This is a genomic window from Novosphingobium sp. KA1 (assembly GCF_017309955.1).
Taxonomy (GTDB): Bacteria; Pseudomonadota; Alphaproteobacteria; order Sphingomonadales; family Sphingomonadaceae; genus Novosphingobium.
This window is the reverse complement of sequence record NZ_CP021247.1, coordinates 84,009-100,979: the sequence shown is the minus strand read 5'-3', so window position 1 is coordinate 100,979 and position 16,971 is coordinate 84,009. Positions and strand designations below refer to the sequence as shown.

At 66.1% G+C, this 16,971-nt stretch carries 18 protein-coding genes and 2 tRNA genes; 12 read left to right on the top strand and 8 right to left on the bottom strand.

Features of this window, described 5'->3' with window-relative positions; genetic code table 11:
- Nucleotides 1–224 precede the first annotated feature (224 nt).
- Together mgtE and purT are read left to right on the top strand one after the other, a co-directional pair.
- Nucleotides 225–1,583: a magnesium transporter gene (mgtE, locus tag CA833_RS00620; RefSeq protein WP_142632768.1), complete on the top strand. Its 1,359-nt coding sequence runs from the start codon at nt 225–227 to the stop codon at nt 1,581–1,583.
- Between the two features lie 37 nt (nt 1,584–1,620).
- Complete coding sequence (gene purT / locus CA833_RS00615; RefSeq protein ID WP_207078898.1) at nt 1,621–2,787, top strand: formate-dependent phosphoribosylglycinamide formyltransferase; 1,167 nt, start codon at nt 1,621–1,623, stop codon at nt 2,785–2,787.
- Between the two features lie 79 nt (nt 2,788–2,866).
- On the opposite strand, the gene CA833_RS00610 is transcribed toward purT, so the two are convergent.
- From CA833_RS00610 to aroA, 6 genes are all read right to left on the bottom strand, one after another.
- Entirely contained in the window at nt 2,867–3,415 is a 549-nt protein-coding gene (locus CA833_RS00610; RefSeq protein ID WP_242526191.1) for a nucleoside 2-deoxyribosyltransferase domain-containing protein, read from the bottom strand.
- Nucleotides 3,416–3,420: 5 nt separating this feature from the next.
- Nucleotides 3,421–4,179: a hydroxyacylglutathione hydrolase gene (gene gloB, locus CA833_RS00605; protein WP_207078897.1), complete on the bottom strand. Its 759-nt coding sequence runs from the start codon at nt 4,177–4,179 to the stop codon at nt 3,421–3,423.
- A 242-nt stretch (nt 4,180–4,421) separates the two neighbouring features.
- Nucleotides 4,422–6,137 carry a 30S ribosomal protein S1 gene (rpsA, locus tag CA833_RS00600; protein ID WP_207078896.1) on the bottom strand — a complete coding sequence of 572 codons (1,716 nt, stop codon included), beginning with the start codon at nt 6,135–6,137 and terminating at the stop codon, nt 4,422–4,424.
- Between the two features lie 240 nt (nt 6,138–6,377).
- A complete protein-coding gene (locus tag CA833_RS00595) occupies nt 6,378–7,001 on the bottom strand; it encodes a d(CMP) kinase (RefSeq protein ID WP_207078895.1) in 624 nt (207 codons plus the stop codon).
- A 67-nt stretch (nt 7,002–7,068) separates the two neighbouring features.
- On the bottom strand, nt 7,069–7,314 hold the full coding sequence (locus CA833_RS00590) for a hypothetical protein (RefSeq protein WP_207078894.1): 246 nt from the start codon (nt 7,312–7,314) through the stop codon (nt 7,069–7,071).
- Between the two features lie 186 nt (nt 7,315–7,500).
- Nucleotides 7,501–8,835, bottom strand: a complete 1,335-nt coding sequence (gene aroA, locus CA833_RS00585) for a 3-phosphoshikimate 1-carboxyvinyltransferase (protein ID WP_207079883.1) — start codon at nt 8,833–8,835, stop codon at nt 7,501–7,503.
- Nucleotides 8,836–9,039: 204 nt separating this feature from the next.
- Here aroA and CA833_RS00580 point away from each other — a divergent pair, with 204 nt between their 5' ends.
- The 9 genes from CA833_RS00580 (at nt 9,040) to CA833_RS00540 (ending at nt 14,705) form a co-directional block, all read left to right on the top strand.
- Entirely contained in the window at nt 9,040–9,360 is a 321-nt protein-coding gene (locus tag CA833_RS00580; protein WP_142632774.1) for a TIGR02300 family protein, read from the top strand.
- A 378-nt stretch (nt 9,361–9,738) separates the two neighbouring features.
- Nucleotides 9,739–9,814, top strand: a tRNA-Ala gene (locus CA833_RS00575).
- Nucleotides 9,815–10,020: 206 nt separating this feature from the next.
- Complete coding sequence (gene ffh, locus CA833_RS00570) at nt 10,021–11,457, top strand: signal recognition particle protein (protein WP_207078893.1); 1,437 nt, start codon at nt 10,021–10,023, stop codon at nt 11,455–11,457.
- A gap of 30 nt (nt 11,458–11,487) precedes the next feature.
- Nucleotides 11,488–11,916, top strand: coding sequence for a 30S ribosomal protein S16 (gene rpsP, locus CA833_RS00565; protein ID WP_086493416.1), 429 nt, complete (start codon nt 11,488–11,490; stop codon nt 11,914–11,916).
- A gap of 18 nt (nt 11,917–11,934) precedes the next feature.
- Nucleotides 11,935–12,459 carry a ribosome maturation factor RimM gene (gene rimM / locus CA833_RS00560; RefSeq protein WP_142632776.1) on the top strand — a complete coding sequence of 175 codons (525 nt, stop codon included), beginning with the start codon at nt 11,935–11,937 and terminating at the stop codon, nt 12,457–12,459.
- Nucleotides 12,460–12,549: 90 nt separating this feature from the next.
- On the top strand, nt 12,550–12,891 hold the full coding sequence (locus CA833_RS00555; RefSeq protein WP_207078892.1) for a hypothetical protein: 342 nt from the start codon (nt 12,550–12,552) through the stop codon (nt 12,889–12,891).
- The gene (gene trmD / locus CA833_RS00550) at nt 12,888–13,634 is read left to right on the top strand and encodes a tRNA (guanosine(37)-N1)-methyltransferase TrmD (RefSeq protein WP_207078891.1); all 747 of its coding nucleotides are present in this window, start codon (nt 12,888–12,890) and stop codon (nt 13,632–13,634) included. The genes CA833_RS00555 and trmD overlap by 4 nt, the downstream gene beginning before the upstream one ends.
- Nucleotides 13,631–13,999 (top strand): 50S ribosomal protein L19, encoded by a 369-nt coding sequence (gene rplS / locus CA833_RS00545; RefSeq protein WP_142632780.1) that lies wholly within the window; start codon nt 13,631–13,633, stop codon nt 13,997–13,999. Before trmD ends, rplS begins: the two co-directional genes overlap by 4 nt.
- A gap of 433 nt (nt 14,000–14,432) precedes the next feature.
- Nucleotides 14,433–14,705, top strand: a complete 273-nt coding sequence (locus CA833_RS00540; RefSeq protein ID WP_142632782.1) for an HU family DNA-binding protein — start codon at nt 14,433–14,435, stop codon at nt 14,703–14,705.
- Between the two features lie 140 nt (nt 14,706–14,845).
- Here CA833_RS00540 and CA833_RS00535 read toward each other — a convergent pair whose 3' ends face one another.
- The gene (locus CA833_RS00535) at nt 14,846–15,739 is read right to left on the bottom strand and encodes a hypothetical protein (protein ID WP_242526190.1); all 894 of its coding nucleotides are present in this window, start codon (nt 15,737–15,739) and stop codon (nt 14,846–14,848) included.
- 32 nt (nt 15,740–15,771) lie between these two features.
- Nucleotides 15,772–16,587, bottom strand: a complete 816-nt coding sequence (locus CA833_RS00530; RefSeq protein ID WP_142632784.1) for an RNA methyltransferase — start codon at nt 16,585–16,587, stop codon at nt 15,772–15,774.
- Between the two features lie 173 nt (nt 16,588–16,760).
- On the opposite strand from CA833_RS00530, the gene CA833_RS00525 reads away from it, so the two are divergent.
- Nucleotides 16,761–16,846 (top strand) — tRNA-Tyr (locus tag CA833_RS00525).
- Nucleotides 16,847–16,971: the final 125 nt, after the last annotated feature.

Genomic DNA, 16,971 nt, shown 5'->3' with positions numbered 1-16,971 from the left:
GATCCGTGTGTTGCGTTGAGTTGATGGCTTGAGCGCGCCTGGGTGGTTGACCTCGGCGCGGTTTGGGATCAGAGGGGCGCCCGCACGGCCACTCGTGCCGCGCAAGTTTCAGGAAGCGAGGACATGTCAAGCGACAGTTCCAGTAGGACCGCACGCCCCAAGGGCGCTGGCTAGTTCTCGCTGGCCATCGTCCGCCCGGGTCGTGCGGACGAAAGGTTTTGAAGATGATGAACGACCTGCTCGCCGGCGTGACGACCGGCCCCCGGCCCGTGAAGCGCGGGCTCTACATTGCCGATATCGTCGAGATGCTGGAGGCGCTGACGCCTGCAGAGGCGGCCGCCAAGCTGGGCCGCATGGCGGACGTGCGCGCCGTGGCCGCGCTCGACCGGCCCGAGTTTTCCGCTGCGAGCGAGGTGCTGGCGTTGCTGCCGTTCCCGCGCGCGGTACGGCTTGTCTCCCAGATGGCGGAAGACCGCGCGGCCGACGTGCTGGCGGCGATGGACGAGGGCGTTGCCGCGCGTTTCCTCGCCGCCTTGGCGCCCGATGTGCGCAGCTCGCTTGCCAGCCTGCTGGCCTGGCCGGAGGACAGCGCGGGCGGCATGATGACGACCGAGTTCGTTGCCGCGCCCGCCTCGGCTACCGTCGGCGATGTGCTCAGGCTCATCCGCACGGTCGAGCGCAGCCGCGAGACGGTCTATTCGGTGTTCCTCGTTGACAAGGCGGGCCGCCTCGAGGCGACGATCTCGCTGCGCCGCCTGATCGCCGCCGAACCCGACGATCCCGCGCTCGATCTCGGACGCGACCGCGAACCCGTGGTTGTCGCGCCCGATACCGACCGCGAGGAAGTGGCGAACCTGATCCGCCGTCACGACCTGCTGGCGCTGCCGGTGGTGGACGAGCAGGGCCGTCCCATCGGCATCGTCACCGTGGACGACGTGCTCGACGCGCTGGTCGCGGAGCATACCGAGGACGTGCAGAAGTTCGGCGGCGTGGAGGCGCTCGACAAGCCCTACCTCGAAACCGGCTTCTTCGCGATGATCCGCAAGCGGGCGGGGTGGCTCAGCGTGCTGTTCCTTTCCGAGATGCTGACGGCGAGCGCCATGCAGCACTTCGAGGACGAACTGGCGCGTGCGGTGGTGCTGACGCTGTTCATCCCGCTGATCATGAGTTCGGGCGGCAACAGCGGCAGCCAGGCGACTTCGCTGATCATCCGCGCGCTCGCCGTCGGGCAGGTGCGCCTGCGCGACTGGTGGCGGGTGGCGCTGCGCGAACTGCCGGCGGGCATGGTGCTGGGCGGTATCCTCGGCGTGGTCGGCTTCGTCCGCATCGCCCTGTGGCAGCAGCTCGGTTTCTACGACTACGGCGCGCACTGGGTGCTGATCGCCACCACCGTGTCGGCGGGGCTGGTGGGCATCGTCACGTTCGGGTCGCTGGCGGGCTCGATGCTGCCCTTTGCGCTGCAGCGCCTCGGCTTCGACCCGGCGAGCGCTTCGGCGCCGTTCGTGGCGACGCTGGTCGATGTCACGGGTCTGGTGATCTATTTCACCATTGCGCTTGCGATTCTCTCCGGAACGCTGCTCTAGCATTCCCGCAAAACCCCCATCGAAAGGACTGGCCGTCATGGCATATACCGCGAAGATCCTGCTGCTCGGCTCGGGCGAGCTGGGGCGCGAATTCGTCATTTCGGCCAAGCGCCTGGGCTGCGAAGTGATCGCCTGCGACGCCTATGAAGGCGCGCCGGCGATGCAGCTGGCGGACGGCTTCGAGGTCTTCTCGATGCTCGACGGCGAGCGCCTGCGCGCCGCGATCGAGAAGCACAAGCCGGACTTCATCGTCCCCGAAGTCGAGGCGATCCGCACCGAAGTGCTGGCCGAAGTGGAGGCGGAAGGCTTCTGTGTGGTGCCCTCCGCGCGCGCCACGCAGATGACCATGAACCGCGATGCCATCCGCGAAGTGGCCGCCGTCGAACTGGGCCTGCGCACCTCGCGCTATCGCTACGCCGAAAGCCTTGAGGAAGTGCTGGCCGGTGCCGAGCACACCGGGCTGCCCTGCGTGATCAAGCCGGTGATGTCCTCGTCCGGCAAAGGCCAGAGCACGGTGCGCGACGCCGCCGATCTGGAGAAGGCGTGGGACTACGCCGTCGCCAACATGCGCGGTGACCGCAAGCGGGTGATCGTCGAGGAATTTGTCGCCTTCGACTACGAGATCACGCTGCTCACCGTACGCAGCCGCGAGGGCGTGTCGTTCTGCCCGGCCATCGGCCACCGGCAGGAGCGCGGCGACTATCAGGAATCCTGGCAGCCCACCCCGATGGCGCCGGCCGCCATTGCCGCCGCGCAGGACATGGCGCGCAAGGTGGTGGACGATCTGGGCGGCTACGGCCTGTTCGGCGTCGAGTTCTTCGTGAAGGGCGAGGAGGTGATCTTCTCGGAACTCTCGCCGCGTCCGCACGATACCGGCATGGTCACGCTGATCTCGCAGAACTTCTCCGAGTTCGACCTCCATGCACGGGCGATCCTTGGCCTGCCGATCCCCGAGGTCGTGCTGCATGGCCCTAGTGCCTCGGCGGTGATCCTGGCTGACCGGGACAGCGAGAATTTCGCTTTCGAGGGGCTTGCCGATGCCCTGGCGACGCCGGGCGGCGCGGTCGACCTGCGCCTCTTCGCCAAGCCCGTGACGCGCCCCTATCGCCGTATGGGCGTTGCACTGGCGCTGGCCGGGGACAGCGATGCGGCGCGCCGGGTCGCGGCCGAGGCTGCGGGCAAGGTGCGGCTCGTTTACGCGTGAGGTCGAGGCCCGGGGCCTGACCGTATCGTCGCCCCTGCCACGGCGGGGGCGACCGGTTTCCCGAAGTGACCGGTCCCGGTTACTTTTTCCAACCGTGAACGCGCTGACGCACCGCCTTCAGCAGTTCGTCGATCGTCGCCACTTGGGTGACGCCATAGCGCGCGGCGGTGATGTCGACGTTGCCCTTGCGCCAGAAGCCCTCGGGGCAGAGCACGATAAGCTTGCCCCCGCGCGCATGGAGGCCGAGTTCGAGGAGGCTCACCGGGCTCTGCGTGCCGGGGGCGAGGTACATGACGATGACGTCGGCGCTTTCCAGCGCGGCGAGTTCCCATTCGACCTGACGGCGGAATTCCGGCTCGCTCGCCTCGGGCTTCCATGCCGGGTTCCAGTCGGGCCGGCGCGGGTTGAGGATCACCACGTTCTCGCCCGACAGCGCCGCGATCAGATCGGCCTGCCAGTCGGTGGCGCTGCCCATGTCGATGCTGCCGCCCAGGAACACGCGCGGCACGTCGTGCGCGGCGGGCAGGGGCTGCGGAGAAGTGACGATCATGCTGGATGCCATGGCCGGAGCGGCGCTCGCCAGCAGGGCGGCGAGCGCGAGGAGAGAGGCGGACTTGCGCAAGGTCATGGGGATCAGAAGGTGTTCTTGGCTTCGCGCAGCGCGGCGAAGGTTGTCACCGCATCATGGCCCCCCCAGCGCGCCTGCAAGGCCGGATCGTCGGCGCGCAGGAACGGGTTGGTCAGCAGTTCGCGGCCCAATCTGGCGGGCACGGTCGGCATGCCGGCGGCGCGGGCGCGGGTGATGTCCTCGGCATAAGTGGCGAGTTCGGCGTTGTCCGGGTCGGCATGGAGCGCGAACCTGGCGTTCGCGGCGGTGTACTCGTGCGCGCAGTAGAGCAGGGTATCGGCGGGGAGCGCCTTGATGCGCAGGAGGCTTTCCCAGAACTGCGGCGCGGTGCCCTCGAACATGCGGCCGCAGCCGAGCGCAAAGACCGAATCGCCGACGAAGGCGATTCTTGGCTCGGGCAGCCAGTAGGCGCAGTGGCCGAGCGTATGGCCGCCGACGTCGAGCACTTGCGCGGTCCAGTCGCCGATCTTCACCGTATCGCCCTGATCGACGCGGCGGTCGACGCCCGCGATCTTGCCGGCATCGCCCTCGGGCGCGGTGATCGTGCAGCCGGTCGCCGCCTTGATGGCGCCGTTGCCGCCGGCGTGGTCCGGGTGCCAGTGGGTGTTCCAGATCTGGGTGATCTGCCAGCCCTTGGCGGCGGCCTGCTTCAGATATTCATCGGCGTCAGGCGTATCGATGCAGACCGTCTCGCCGCTGGCGGAATCGTGCAGCAGATAGCCGTAGTTGTCGCTGAGGCAGGGGAACTGATGGATTTCGAGCATGGGGTCTCTCCTTGGAGGCCTATGTAGCGAATGACGCCCAAAGCAAAAGCCCGCCCGGATTTCTCCGGACGGGCCTTTACTGGTTCACCTCGCGGTGAAGCTCGACTGTTCGGGCGGGGAGGCCGTCACGGGAGTAAATCCCGTGACGTCAGACGGGCTGTGCCCGCTGGCCGGCCTTCGCCCCGAGCGGAATGCAGGCTGCCATTTGCGATGCGAATGTCGCCTGCATTCCTGGGCTCGGCTTACGAACGGTTCTTGAGAGCTTCGCCGAGGATGTCGCCGAGCGAAGCGCCCGAGTCCGACGAACCGTACTGTTCGACAGCTTCCTTTTCTTCGTGAAGCTGGCGAGCCTTGACCGAGAAGGTCGGCTTCTTCGAACGGTCGAAACCGGTGACCATGGCGTCCAGCTTCTGGCCGACCTGGAAGCGGTCGGGGCGCTGTTCGTCGCGGTCGCGGCCGAGGTCCGAACGCTTGATGAAGCCGGTGGCGCCATCGTCGCCAGCCTGGACTTCCAGGCCGCCGTCGCGAACTTCGAGAACGGTGACGGTGACGACTTCGTTGCGGCGCAGCGAGCTGCCGCCGGCCGAAGCGGCAACGCCGCCAGCTGCCGGAGCACCACGCTCAAGCTGCTTCATGCCGAGGCTGATGCGTTCCTTCTCGACGTCGACGTCGAGCACAACGGCCGAAACCTGCTCGCCCTTGCGGTGCAGAGCCAGCGCGTCCTCGCCCGAGATGCCCCAGGCGATGTCCGACATGTGAACCATGCCGTCCACGTCGCCGTCGAGGCCGATGAACAGACCGAACTCGGTCGCGTTCTTGACTTCGCCTTCGACGGTCGAACCGACGGGGTGCTTCTCGGCGAAGGCTTCCCAGGGGTTCTGCTGAGCCTGCTTGAGGCCGAGCGAGATGCGGCGCTTGTCCGAATCGACTTCGAGAACGACCACTTCGACTTCCTGCGAGGTCGAGACGATCTTGCCGGGGTGGACGTTCTTCTTGGTCCAGGACATTTCCGAAACGTGGACAAGGCCCTCGATGCCGGCTTCCAGTTCCACGAACGCACCGTATTCGGTGATGTTGGTGACGGTGCCGGTGAGCTTGGCGCCCACGGGGTACTTGACGGCGGCGCCTTCCCACGGATCGCTTTCCAGCTGCTTCATGCCGAGGCTGATGCGCTGGGTGTCCTGGTTGATGCGGATGATCTGCACCTTCACGGTGTCGCCGATGGCGATCACTTCGCTCGGGTGGTTGACGCGCTTGTAGCTCATGTCGGTGACATGGAGCAGGCCGTCGATGCCGCCGAGGTCAACGAACGCACCGTAGTCGGTGATGTTCTTGACGACGCCTTCGATGACCTGGCCTTCGCTCAGCTTGTCGATCAGCTCGCTGCGCTGTTCGGCGCGCGTTTCTTCGAGGACGGCGCGACGCGACACGACGATGTTGCCGCGGCGACGGTCCATCTTCAGGATCTGGAAGGGCTGCGGCACGTCCATCAGCGGGGTGACGTCGCGCACGGGGGGGATGTCGACCTGCGAGCCGGGGAGGAACGCAACGGCGCCGTCGAGGTCGACGGTGAAGCCGCCCTTGACGCGGCCGAAGATCACGCCTTCGACGCGCTTGCCTTCACCGAATTCGTTCTCGAGCTTGTCCCAGGCGGCTTCGCGGCGTGCGCGGTCGCGCGACAGCATCGCTTCACCGTCGGCGTTCTCGACGCGGTCGACGTAAACTTCGACTTCGTCACCGACCTTGAGACCGTGCTCGCCTTCACCGCGGGCGAATTCGCGCAGGGCAACGCGGCCCTCGCTCTTCAGGCCCACGTCGATGACGGCCTTGTCGTTTTCGATGGCAGTGACGGTACCCTTGACGACGCGGCCTTCGAAGCCGTCATCGGCGACACCGCCGAGCTGATCGTCAAGCATCTTCGCGAAATCGTCGCGAGTCGGATTGGCAGAAGTAGCCATTAAAGGTTTAATCCTGTTTAGTTTTTTCCGGCCTGGCGGTTTGATCCGCCGGTCTTTCCTCCGCGTTTCGCACCATGCGAAACCCGGGCCAAAAGGGCCGAACCGCCGTGGGGGCCGAATGCCGTCCACGGCGTCTGTCGAACCAGGCGGTTCTCCAGACCGGCGGCCCCTACGCGCATGGGGGGTGAAATGCAAGGAAATAGGCGGATGCGGCGCGGTTTCGTCGTATCCGAAAGGCGCTTAATCGACCCGGAGCGCATCCACGGCGGCAATGGCCGCGGCGATGGCTTCCTCGCGCTTCAGTTCCGAGGTGTCGATCTCGATGGCGTCGTCAGCGGCGATCAGCGGCGCGTCCTTGCGCCCCCGGTCGCGTTCGTCGCGGGCGGCCAGGTCGGCGGTGATCGCCTCCAGGGTGACGTCGCGGCCATGCGCCTGCATTTCGAGGAAGCGGCGCTGGGCGCGGGCTTCGACCGAGGCGACGACAAACAGCTTGGCCTCCGCTTCCGGGGCGATCACGGTGCCGATGTCGCGCCCGTCGAGCACGGCGCCGCCGGGCTGGACCGCGAAGGCGTGCTGGCGTTCGTAGAGCGCCTGGCGCACCGCGGGGTGGACCGAGACCCGGCTTGCCAGGCCGCCACTGGCTTCGGAGCGCAGTTCTGGGTCTTCCAGCAGGCCTTCGGGGAAAGTGCAGGCGGCAAGGGCGTCGACGGGATCGTCGGGGTTGCCGCCATCGAGGAAGCACTGGCGGCCGACCGCGCGGTAGAGCAGGCCGGTGTCGAGGTGGGGCAGTCCGAAATGGTGGGCGAGGGCCTTGGCGATAGTGCCTTTGCCCGATGCGGTGGGTCCGTCTACGGCGATAATCATCGCGCGGTCATGGCGGCTTGGCAGGCGAGTGGCAAGAGTGGCGGCAATAGCGGCGTCAAGAACGGGTTCAGGGCTCCGGGCTGGTCAGTTCCGGGCTGTCGGGGCCGTAGAGGTCGATCAGTTCCTGCTCGAAACGCCCTGAATCGCGCGCCAGCCAGGCCAGCATGACCACCGCGATACCGATGCTGGCGCCGACCAGCGGCAGGATCAGGGTCAATGCCGCAAGCAAGGGCAGGGGCAGGGCGCCGAGCCATCGGCGCAGGCTGTGATGCCGCTGGATCGGCGCTGCACGACAGGTCCGAATCGATGTCATGATGGCCTCCCTTCACCGAGAGGCTAGGCGCGCGAACCTTGTCGAATGGTAACCGTGTGGCTCGGGGGACGGGGTAGTGGCCTGCCGAAAAGGGTGTCTCGCGGGAGACTGTCTCGCGGAAGACTGTCTCCCGGCGGACTGCTCCCCCGGTGGGCTATGTCGGCACTGTCCACCGGAGGAAAGGCTTTATCCCGCGAGGCTGGCCAGCAGCGCCTCGAAGTTGGGGAAGCTGGTGGCGATAGGGCGGGTGTCGTCCACTTCCACGCCGCCGCTGCTGACAAGCCCGGCGACCGCCATCGACATGGCGATGCGGTGGTCGAGATGGGTGGTGACCTGCGCGCCCGCCGCGGTGCCGGGCAGCGGGGCGCCGCCGGTGCCGGTGATGACAAGGCCGTCCTCGCGCTCCTCGATCTTTGCGCCGGCCAGCGTCAGCGCGGCGGCCATGGCGGCGAGGCGGTCCGATTCCTTCACGCGCAGTTCGTCGAGCCCGCTGGTGACGGTGACGCCCTCGGCCAGCGAGGCGGCGACAAAGAGGACGGGGAACTCGTCGATCATGGCAGGCGCGATGGCGGGATCGACGGTGATGCCCTTGAGCGCGGAGTGCCTGACCAGCAGGTCGGCCACCGGCTCGCCGCCGACTTCGCGTTCGCTCAGGAACTCGATCTGGCCGCCCATCTGGCGCAGCACTTCGACAAGGCCTGCGCGAGTGGGGTTGAGGCCGACGTTCTCGATCACCACTTCGCTGCCCGGCGTCACCAGCGCGGCAACGATGAAGAAGGCGGCCGAGGAGGGGTCGCCCGGCACGTCGATCACCTGGGGCTTGAGTTCAGCCTCGCCCTTGATGGTGATGATGCGGGTGCCGTCCGCCTCCACGGTGACGGTGAGGTCGGCGCCAAAGCCCTTGAGCATGCGTTCGGAATGGTCGCGGGTCGGGACCGGCTCGATCACGGTGGTGGTGCCGGGCGTGTTGAGGCCGGCCAGCAGGATGGCGCTTTTCACCTGCGCGGAAGCGACCGGGAGGCGGTAAGTGATCGGCACGGCCGGCGCGGCGCCGCGCACGATCAGCGGCAGGCGGCTACCCTCGCTGGCTTCGAAGCTGGCGCCCATTTCCGAAAGCGGATCGATCACCCGGCCCATCGGGCGCTTGGAGAGCGAGGCGTCGCCGGTGAAGCTGACTTCGATCGGGTGGCTGGCGACAAGGCCCATCAGCAGGCGGGTCGAAGTGCCGGAATTGCCCATGTCGAGCGGGCCCTCGGGCTGGAGCAGGGCGCCGACGCCGACGCCGTTCACCCGCCATTCGCCCCCGGACTCGCTGTCGCCAATGCGTTCCACACTGGCGCCCATCGCCCGCATGGCGGCGGCGGTGGCCAGCACGTCCTCGCCTTCCAGCAGGCCGGTCACGCGGGTTTCGCCGACCGCCAGCGCGCCCAGCATGATCGAGCGGTGGCTGATCGACTTGTCGCCCGGCACGCGAATCCTGCCCTTGAGCGGTCCTGCGGGCAGGAAACGGCGGGGGCGCATGGGGGTGGTGCTGTCGTGGCTCACGGGCGTGCTTCTTTCCGATTGGCGGGGCGCAAAATCGCCGGGCTTTTGACAGCGGCTGCGGCCTATGGCAAGGCGCGCGCCCTGATGTGGCCGGGACGCTTGATTTTGCGCGCCGGCCCTCCCATCAAGACACGGAATTCTCGCCCGTACTCTTCGGGCGCGCAGTAATGAGGACATTTCATGGCAAAGCCTGAGTGGGGCGCCAAGCACGGCTGCCCGAAATGCGGCACCCGCTTCTACGACCTGGGCAAGGATGACCCGGTCACCTGCATCGAGTGCGGCCATTCGTGGCACCCGGAACCGGTGCTGAAGTCCAAGCAGCCGATTCCCTATGAGGAAATCCAGAAGAAGGAAGCCGTCGAGACCGAGGATGCGGATCTCGCCGACGACGATCTGGACATCGACGACGACGGCGATTCGCCGGACAACGACGTCGACCTCGGCGGTGACGACGATCTCGGCATCGGCGCCGGCGACGACGACGGCGACCGCGACGAGTAAGGCTCGGCCAGTAATCTGGGGCGATCTGTTTCAGGAAAGGGCGCGGCGCTTCGGTGGCCGCGCCCTTTCTCGTTTCTGCGGCGATTGCCCCCGATTCCTTTGCGGGAAATACGCTCAACCCGCTCAGGCTGAGCGTGTCGAAGCCCCCGGCGGCGCCGCGCCGGGCCTCCATCCTTTGGCAGGCTCAGGATGAGCGGGGGTGGATGGGGAGGGGGCGCGGATCGTTTTTTCGGCCGCCGTTCAAAAAATGACAGGTCGGTGAAAATTTCCTCTTGCCAGCCCGGAGAACCCCATCTAGAGGGCGGCCTCCCAAGCGGAGGCACACGCTGCCGCAGCGGGATCGGATCAAACCTCCCAGGTCGATCCGGTGAAGTGAATGGGGCCTTAGCTCAGCTGGGAGAGCGCCTGCATGGCATGCAGGAGGTCAGCGGTTCGATCCCGCTAGGCTCCACCATTTCTTCCGAAACAGCCTTTCAAATTTATTTTTGCCGGGCTATTTCGACATATCAGTTTCGCGGGAACGCGATACGCTGGCCGACGAGGTTTCGTCCGCCGGCGTTTTTCGCATAAGGTTTCCGTCACGCCGGTCAGCGAGGTTTCGCCCACCGGCGTTTTTGGCGTTCTGGCTGACCCAGCGGTCGGTCAAAAGTGGAGTTAGGCATGTTCGACAGCCTTTCGGATCGTCTTGGTGGCGTTTTCGACAAGCTGCGTGGCCGCGGCGCGCTCAAGGAGCAGGACGTTCGCGATGCCATGCGCGAAGTGCGCATCGCGCTGCTCGAAGCCGATGTCGCGCTCCCCGTCGTGCGCCGCTTCATCGATCAGGTCACTGAAAAGGCTGTCGGCCAGTCGGTCCTGAAGTCGGTCACGCCCGGCCAGCAGGTCGTCAAGATCGTCAATGACGCGCTGATCGAGATGCTCGGCGGTGACCAGACCGCCGAACTCGATCTGGAAGCGGTTCCGCCCGTCGTCATCATGATGGTCGGTCTGCAGGGCTCGGGCAAGACCACCAGCACCGCCAAGATCGCCCGCCTCCTCAAGGAGAAGCAGGGCAAGAAGGTCATGATGGCCTCGCTGGACGTCAACCGTCCGGCGGCGCAGGAACAGCTTCGTGTCCTGGGCGAGCAGGTGGGCGTCGCCACCCTGCCGATCATCGCCGGCCAGCAGCCGACCGAGATCGCCACCCGCGCGATGCAGTCGGCTCGCCTTCAGGCCGTGGACGTGCTGCTGCTCGACACCGCCGGCCGTCTCCACGTCGACACGCAGCTGATGGACGAGATGAAGGCGGTTGCCGCCATCTCGACGCCCCGTGAAACGCTGCTGGTGGTCGACTCGCTGACGGGTCAGGACGCGGTCAACGTTGCGCAGTCGTTCGCCGGCGAAGTCGACCTGACCGGCGTCGTGCTCACCCGTATGGACGGTGATGCGCGCGGCGGTGCGGCGCTGTCGATGCGGGCCGTCACCGGCAAGCCGATCAAGTTCGCGGGCATCGGCGAAAAGATGGAGGCCCTCGAGGTCTTCCACCCCAGCCGCGTCGCCAACCGTATCCTCGGCATGGGCGATATCGTCTCGATCGTCGAAAAGGCGGCCGAAGCGGTCAAGGTCGAGGAAGCCGAAGCGCTGGCCAAGCGCATGGAGCAGGGCAAGTTCGACATGAACGACCTGCGCATGCAGCTCAGCCAGATGCAGAAGATGGGCGGCCTTGGCGCGCTGGCCGGCATGATGCCGGGCATGAAGAAGGCCAAGGCGGCGATGCAGGCCTCGGGCATGGACGACCGCGTTCTGCTGCGCATGGATGCGATCATCGGTTCGATGACGCCGAAGGAGCGCGCCAATCCCGCGCTGCTCAACGCCAAGCGCAAGATCCGCGTCGCCAACGGTTCGGGCACCAATGTCCAGGACGTCAACAAGCTGCTGAAAATGCACCTCGAGATGTCCAAGGCCATGAAGCAGATCAAGAAGATGGGCGGCCTCAAGGGGCTGGCCGCGATGTTCGGCAAGGGCGGTCTCGATGCTGCCATGCCCGGATTGGGTGGCGGTAGCGCCGGCGGTATGCCCGGTCTCGGCGGTCCCGATCTCAGCAAGTTTCTGAAGAAGTAATTTTTGAAGATTTGAAGGAAAGGTAGAACAATGTCCGTTTCGATCCGTCTGTCGCGCGGTGGCGCGAAGAAGCGTCCTTACTACAAGATCGTCGTCTCCAACTCGCGCGCTCCGCGCGACGGCAAGTATCTTGAGCAGGTCGGCACCTACAACCCGATCCTCGCCAAGGACGACGAAAACCGCGTCCGTCTGGTCGAAGACCGCGTGCGTTACTGGCTCGGCGTTGGCGCCCAGCCGACCGACCGCGTTGCCCGCCTGCTCGACAAGGCCGGCATCAAGGAACGCGCCGCCACCGTGAACGCCAAGAAGGGCGAGCCGGGCCAGAAGGCCAAGGACCGCGCTGAAGAAAAGGCTGAAAAGCTGCGCGAAGCTGAAGAAGCTGCCGCCGCTGCTGCTGCCGCTCCGGCCGCTGAAGAAGCGCCTGCTGAAGCAGCCGCTGAGGAATCGACCGAAGCCTAAGCTTCAGGTTAGATCCAGATGGCTGGTCAAGACCGCCCCGTCACGCTTGCTGCCATCACTGGCGCGCACGGCGTGACGGGCGAGGTTCGCCTCAAGCTGTTCGGTGAAGGCGTGGCGGCGCTCAAGCGCTACCGCGCCTTCAACGAGTCAATGGGCAGGGATTCCACTCTGACGCTCGTCAAGCTGCGCGATGACGGCAAGGGCGGTGCGATTGCGCGTTTCGAGGAAGTGCCGGATCGCACGGCTGCCGAGAAGCTGCGCGGCACCGCGCTCACCGTCCCGCGCGCGTCGATGCCGGAACTGGAGGAGGGCGAGTATTATCACGCCGACCTTCTGGGCCTGCGCGCCGTTTCCGACGCGGGTGACGACCTCGGCACCTGCATCGGGGTCGAGAACTTCGGCGCCGGCGACGTGATCGAGATCGAGCGTCCGGTAGGCGAGGATGGAAAACGGCGCCGTTTCATGGTGCCGATGACCACCGCCGCCGTTCCCGAGTGGGATCACGAACGCATTGTCGTCAACGCGGCTTTTGCGGAAGAATAAAGGAAAGGCCGCCCTTCGGGGCGGCCTTTCTTGCATCGCTCGGCGGTCCGGCGTGCTGGCGGGGCGGCTCGCCCGGGATCGGGAGCTTCCATGATCTATCTGCTTGGCCTGCTTTTCCTGTTGTTCCCGGTCTTGTTTGCCGGGGTGCTGCTGCGCTGGCGCAAGGAGTGGTCGCGGCGCCGGATCGTGCTGGTGTCGGCCTCGCCGCTGGCTGCCCTGATCGCGGTGCCATGCCTGCTCGTGTTTGTGCTGACGTTCACCTCGACGCCGCGGCAATGCGTGATCGACCGGTGCGACGAGGATCGGGATACCGCCCTTGGCGGCCTGCAGATCGCGCTGGCCGGTTTTGTCGGAGGGGTGTTGACAGCGGGGGGCACAGTCTATCTGGCACGGCGCAACGCGCCCGTACCCGAAGCAGACATATTCACATGACTTTCAACGCCACCGTCCTCACCCTCTACCCGGAGATGTTCCCCGGCACGCTTGGCATCAGCCTTGCGGGCAGGGCGCTTGCCGAAGGCAAGTGGGCCATGAACCCGGTCCACATCCGCGACTTCACCACCGACAGGCACCGCACCGTCGACGATACGCCGGCCGGCGGCGGTGCCGGGATGGTGCTCAAGGTCGACGTCCTGGCCGCCGCCATCGACCATGCCCGCACGATCAATCCGGACGCGCCGATCATCGCCATGACCCCGCGCGGCAAGCCGATCTCGCAGGCGCGTGTGCGCGAACTGGCGCAAGGGCCGGGCGTCACCATCCTGTGCGGCCGCTTCGAGGGTTTTGACGAGCGCATCTTCGAAGGGCGCCAGGTGGAGGAGATGTCGGTCGGCGACGCGGTGCTTTCGGGCGGCGAACCGGCGGCGATCCTGCTGCTTGACGCTTGCATTCGGCTGCTCCCCGGCGTAATGGGCGCCGCTTCCAGCGGGACCGAGGAATCGTTCGAGGACGGTCTTCTCGAATACCCGCAATATACCCGACCCACCGAGTGGGAAGGGCGCACGATCCCTGAAGTGCTGCGATCGGGGGATCATGCGAAGATCGCCGCCTGGCGGAAACGGCAGGCGGAGGAAGATACACGGTCACGCAGGCCGGACCTTTGGGAACGTCGCAGTGACGTTCGGGGCCAGTCTGCCTCTGGTGCGCGGCGCAAAAACGAGGACTTAGGTTCATGAACCTGATTCAGCAGATCGAGGCCGAGGAAATTGCCAAGGCCGCCAAGGATATCCCGACCTTCCGTCCGGGCGACACCGTCCGCGTCGGCGTGAAGGTGGTTGAAGGCACCCGTACCCGCGTCCAGGCTTACGAAGGCGTGTGCATCGCGCGTTCGAACCGTGGCATGGGTTCGAACTTCACCGTCCGCAAGATGAGCTTCGGTGAAGGCGTCGAGCGCGTATTCCCGCTCTACTCGCCGAACATCGATTCGATCACGGTTGTCCGTCGCGGCGTCGTGCGTCGTGCGAAGCTGTACTACCTGCGTGGTCGTACCGGCAAGCGCGCCCGTATCGCCGAGCGCCGGGTCAACGAACCCAAGGCGTAAGCCCGGGCGATATGACCGGCTCTTCGGGGCCGGGCAGCTTGAGAGGCGGCTCGATCCATCGAGCCGCCTTTTTTGCGTCTGGCGCAAACGTGTCTTTACCGCAGCGGCGCTTTGTCGATTAGCCGATGCAGCTAGCTGATTTCATGTGGCGAATCGCAAGATGCCCGGTGGAGAGCGGATTTTGGCACAGGTGCGAATCGCGTCCTGACCACCCGGTTCGGCGGGCCGGGGCAGGGGCATTGCGGCGTCTTCGTCGCGGGATTGACCAAAACGTCAACTGAGAGGCGGAAAAACACGATAAACAGGGCGTTTTCGGCCTGTTTAGGCTTTGACAGCGTCCTGAAAAACGGCTCAATTCCGTCGCCATTCAGAGGCGAATCCAGTTCTATCCCATCGCATCCTATTTCCACTGAAAGGTTAGGGGGTACCCATAATGAACAAGAACGATCTTATCGGCGCGGTCGCAGACTCGAGCGGCCTGACCCGCAGCGACGCTACCAAGGCTGTTGAAAGCGTTTTCGACGCCATCACCGGCGCGCTGAAGAAGGGTGACGAAGTGCGCCTGGTCGGTTTCGGCACGTTCTCGGTCGCCAAGCGCAAGGCTTCGACCGGCCGTAACCCGCGCACCGGCGAGCCGATGGAAATCAAGGCTTCGGCCCAGCCGAAGTTCAAGGCCGGCAAGGGCCTCAAGGACGCTGTCAACTAAGCAGCGCTCCGGCAGCCTGTCGCGCCTCGCAGGCTGAAGACATTACGCCGCGCCAACCATCGGGTTGGCGCGGCGTTTTTGCGTTCGGGGAGGGGGAGATGGCAAGGGGCACCTTGGGAGCGTCCCTTTCCCTTGCGGGGTTACGGCTTCAGCTTCACCAGCGCGGTGGGCGCTGCCGGCGTGCGCGGATTGACCGCCCAGACCAGCCTGCGCCCCCCGGGGGCGGCTTGCGGGCCTTCGTCCGTGTTGTTGGCAAGGATCTCGCCATCGGTGAGCACGGTGAACGTGCCGTCGGCCTCGTTCGGGCCATCGGCAGGCCCCGTGCTGCTGCTGCCGTTGCTGCTGCTGTCGCCCATTCCGGCGAGCATGGCGCCCATCATGCCGTCCGCGCCCTTGGACGGACCGAAGCCGGGGGCATCCATCCGCACGCTGCCGTCCTGGCGCAGCGAAAGCTGCACGAAAGGATTGGCCATCGCCAGCCCTTCGACGGTGGGGAAGGCAAAATCGTGGTCGAGCCTGCCCTGGATGGCGAAGTCGACATCGAAACGCCCGTCGCCCTTGTAGACCACCTTGTTCCAGCCGACCTGCCGGCGCAGCTTGGCGGCGACGTCCTCGCCCGCGCGCGGGTCGTTGGGGTCGATGCCGCCGAGCAGCGCCTTTGCCGCCTGCGCGTCGCTCTTGGCCTTCTGCGCGCGCGACTCCTCCCACGACCTTTTCTGCTTGGCGAGTTCGTCCGCGGTGCAGGGGCGCTCGTCGTAGTTGTCGTCGTGGCAGGCATCCGGCGTGAAGCCCGCCTCCTTCGCCTTTTGCAGCGGGATCATCACGATCTCGCCGCTATAGGCGAAGCGGAAGCTGCGATCGTTCCGCAGGTCCAGCTGCGCGGTGAACTTGCCCGGCACGAAGATGCAGGCCGCCACCAGCAAGGCCAGTCCGGCAACCGCCAGCCCGGCAACGATGCGCCGGGCTGGATTGCGGGATGCCTCGGGAGAGGGCGCCGGAGAGCGGGGACGGGATGAAATGTCGCACGAAGTCATGTCGTCTCCCGGATTGCGCGAACCACGGCGCCTCAGGCCTCGGGGCGGGTTGCCACGGCGTAGAGGGCGATGGCGGCCGCGTTCGAGACATTGAGGCTTTCCATGGCCTCGCTGATCGGCAGCTTGGCGATTGCGTCGCAGTGCTGGACGATATTGTGGCGCATGCCGTCGCCTTCGGCACCAAGCACGAGCGCGACCGGACCGGCGGGCAGAGCTTCGCCCAGGGTTGTCTCGGTGCCGCCGTCAAGGCCGATGCGCCAGTAACCGGCCTCGGCGATCTCCTCGAGCGCACGGGCGAGGTTCACCACGCGGACCCAGGGCAGCACTTCGAGCGCGCCCGAGGCGCTTTTGGCCAGCGTGCCCGATTCGGGCGGGGCATGGCGGTCCTGGGTGACGATGGCGCAGGCATTGAACGCGACGGCCGAGCGCATGATGGCACCGACGTTGTGCGGGTCGGTCACCTGGTCGAGCACGACGACCGGGCGAGAGGGATCACCGTCGAGAACGTCGTCGATGAAGATGTCGTCGAGCGGCTCGCATTCGAGCACGAGGCCCTGGTGCGGCGCGTCACGGGCGACGAGTCGGGCGAGATCGGCGGGCTGTGCCCACTCTACCGGGAAATCGGTGGGCAGTTCGCCGTCGAGAGATTCGACGCCTTCGCGAGTTGCCCACAGCTTTCTATGTTTGCGATCGGGGTTCTTGAGGGCCGCCTCCACCGCATGACGGCCCCAAAGGCGGACCATTCCGGTGCTTGCGCGACCGCTGCCGCGTCCGTTCTTCATCCGGCCAGCGCGCCCGCGCAGCGCCTTTCCGGGCTTTGCGCCGTCCCGGTCGCTACGATTGCTCATGAAAATATCCTTTTTGAAAAAATCTGTGCCGCTCCTGCCAGTACCCCCATTGACAGGCAAGGCCAGGTTCTACATAGGCGCCCTCCTCGGCAGCGAGGCACTGGCAACGGCGCTTCGAAACACTGCGGGTTCCGCTCCTCAGGGAACGGTTTTCCGCCGCCAGCAACTGGTGTGGACAGGTGGCCGAGTGGTTAAAGGCAGCAGACTGTAAATCTGCCCGTGCAAGCGTACGCTGGTTCGAATCCAGCCCTGTCCACCACCAGTCGCTCATCGCATAGAGCATTCCCTTCGGGGCCTCCCAAAGTAATGATTATTGTGGCTGTTCCGGCATCGGCCTGGCCGTGCCCGGATCCGGCGCCTTGTCCGTTTCGGACGGCAGGTTCC

Bases quoted from the DNA above. Each gene is read 5' to 3' on its own strand.
- rimM (WP_142632776.1), top strand. From the start codon at position 11,935: ATGGCTGGTCAAGACCGCCCCGTCACGCTTGCTGCCATCACTGGCGCG.
- CA833_RS00610 (WP_242526191.1), bottom strand. From the start codon at position 3,415: ATGACCTTGCGCAAGTCCGCCTCTCTCCTCGCGCTCGCCGCCCTGCTG.
- CA833_RS00595 (WP_207078895.1), bottom strand. From the start codon at position 7,001: ATGATTATCGCCGTAGACGGACCCACCGCATCGGGCAAAGGCACTATC.
- ffh (WP_207078893.1), top strand. From the start codon at position 10,021: ATGTTCGACAGCCTTTCGGATCGTCTTGGTGGCGTTTTCGACAAGCTG.
- trmD (WP_207078891.1), top strand. From the start codon at position 12,888: ATGACTTTCAACGCCACCGTCCTCACCCTCTACCCGGAGATGTTCCCC.
- CA833_RS00580 (WP_142632774.1), top strand. From the start codon at position 9,040: ATGGCAAAGCCTGAGTGGGGCGCCAAGCACGGCTGCCCGAAATGCGGC.
- CA833_RS00555 (WP_207078892.1), top strand. From the start codon at position 12,550: ATGATCTATCTGCTTGGCCTGCTTTTCCTGTTGTTCCCGGTCTTGTTT.
- mgtE (WP_142632768.1), top strand. From the start codon at position 225: ATGATGAACGACCTGCTCGCCGGCGTGACGACCGGCCCCCGGCCCGTG.
- CA833_RS00530 (WP_142632784.1), bottom strand. From the start codon at position 16,587: ATGAGCAATCGTAGCGACCGGGACGGCGCAAAGCCCGGAAAGGCGCTG.
- rplS (WP_142632780.1), top strand. From the start codon at position 13,631: ATGAACCTGATTCAGCAGATCGAGGCCGAGGAAATTGCCAAGGCCGCC.
- rpsA (WP_207078896.1), bottom strand. From the start codon at position 6,137: ATGGCTACTTCTGCCAATCCGACTCGCGACGATTTCGCGAAGATGCTT.
- CA833_RS00535 (WP_242526190.1), bottom strand. From the start codon at position 15,739: ATGACTTCGTGCGACATTTCATCCCGTCCCCGCTCTCCGGCGCCCTCT.
- CA833_RS00540 (WP_142632782.1), top strand. From the start codon at position 14,433: ATGAACAAGAACGATCTTATCGGCGCGGTCGCAGACTCGAGCGGCCTG.
- aroA (WP_207079883.1), bottom strand. From the start codon at position 8,835: ATGCGCCCCCGCCGTTTCCTGCCCGCAGGACCGCTCAAGGGCAGGATT.
- purT (WP_207078898.1), top strand. From the start codon at position 1,621: ATGGCATATACCGCGAAGATCCTGCTGCTCGGCTCGGGCGAGCTGGGG.
- CA833_RS00590 (WP_207078894.1), bottom strand. From the start codon at position 7,314: ATGACATCGATTCGGACCTGTCGTGCAGCGCCGATCCAGCGGCATCAC.
- gloB (WP_207078897.1), bottom strand. From the start codon at position 4,179: ATGCTCGAAATCCATCAGTTCCCCTGCCTCAGCGACAACTACGGCTAT.
- rpsP (WP_086493416.1), top strand. From the start codon at position 11,488: ATGTCCGTTTCGATCCGTCTGTCGCGCGGTGGCGCGAAGAAGCGTCCT.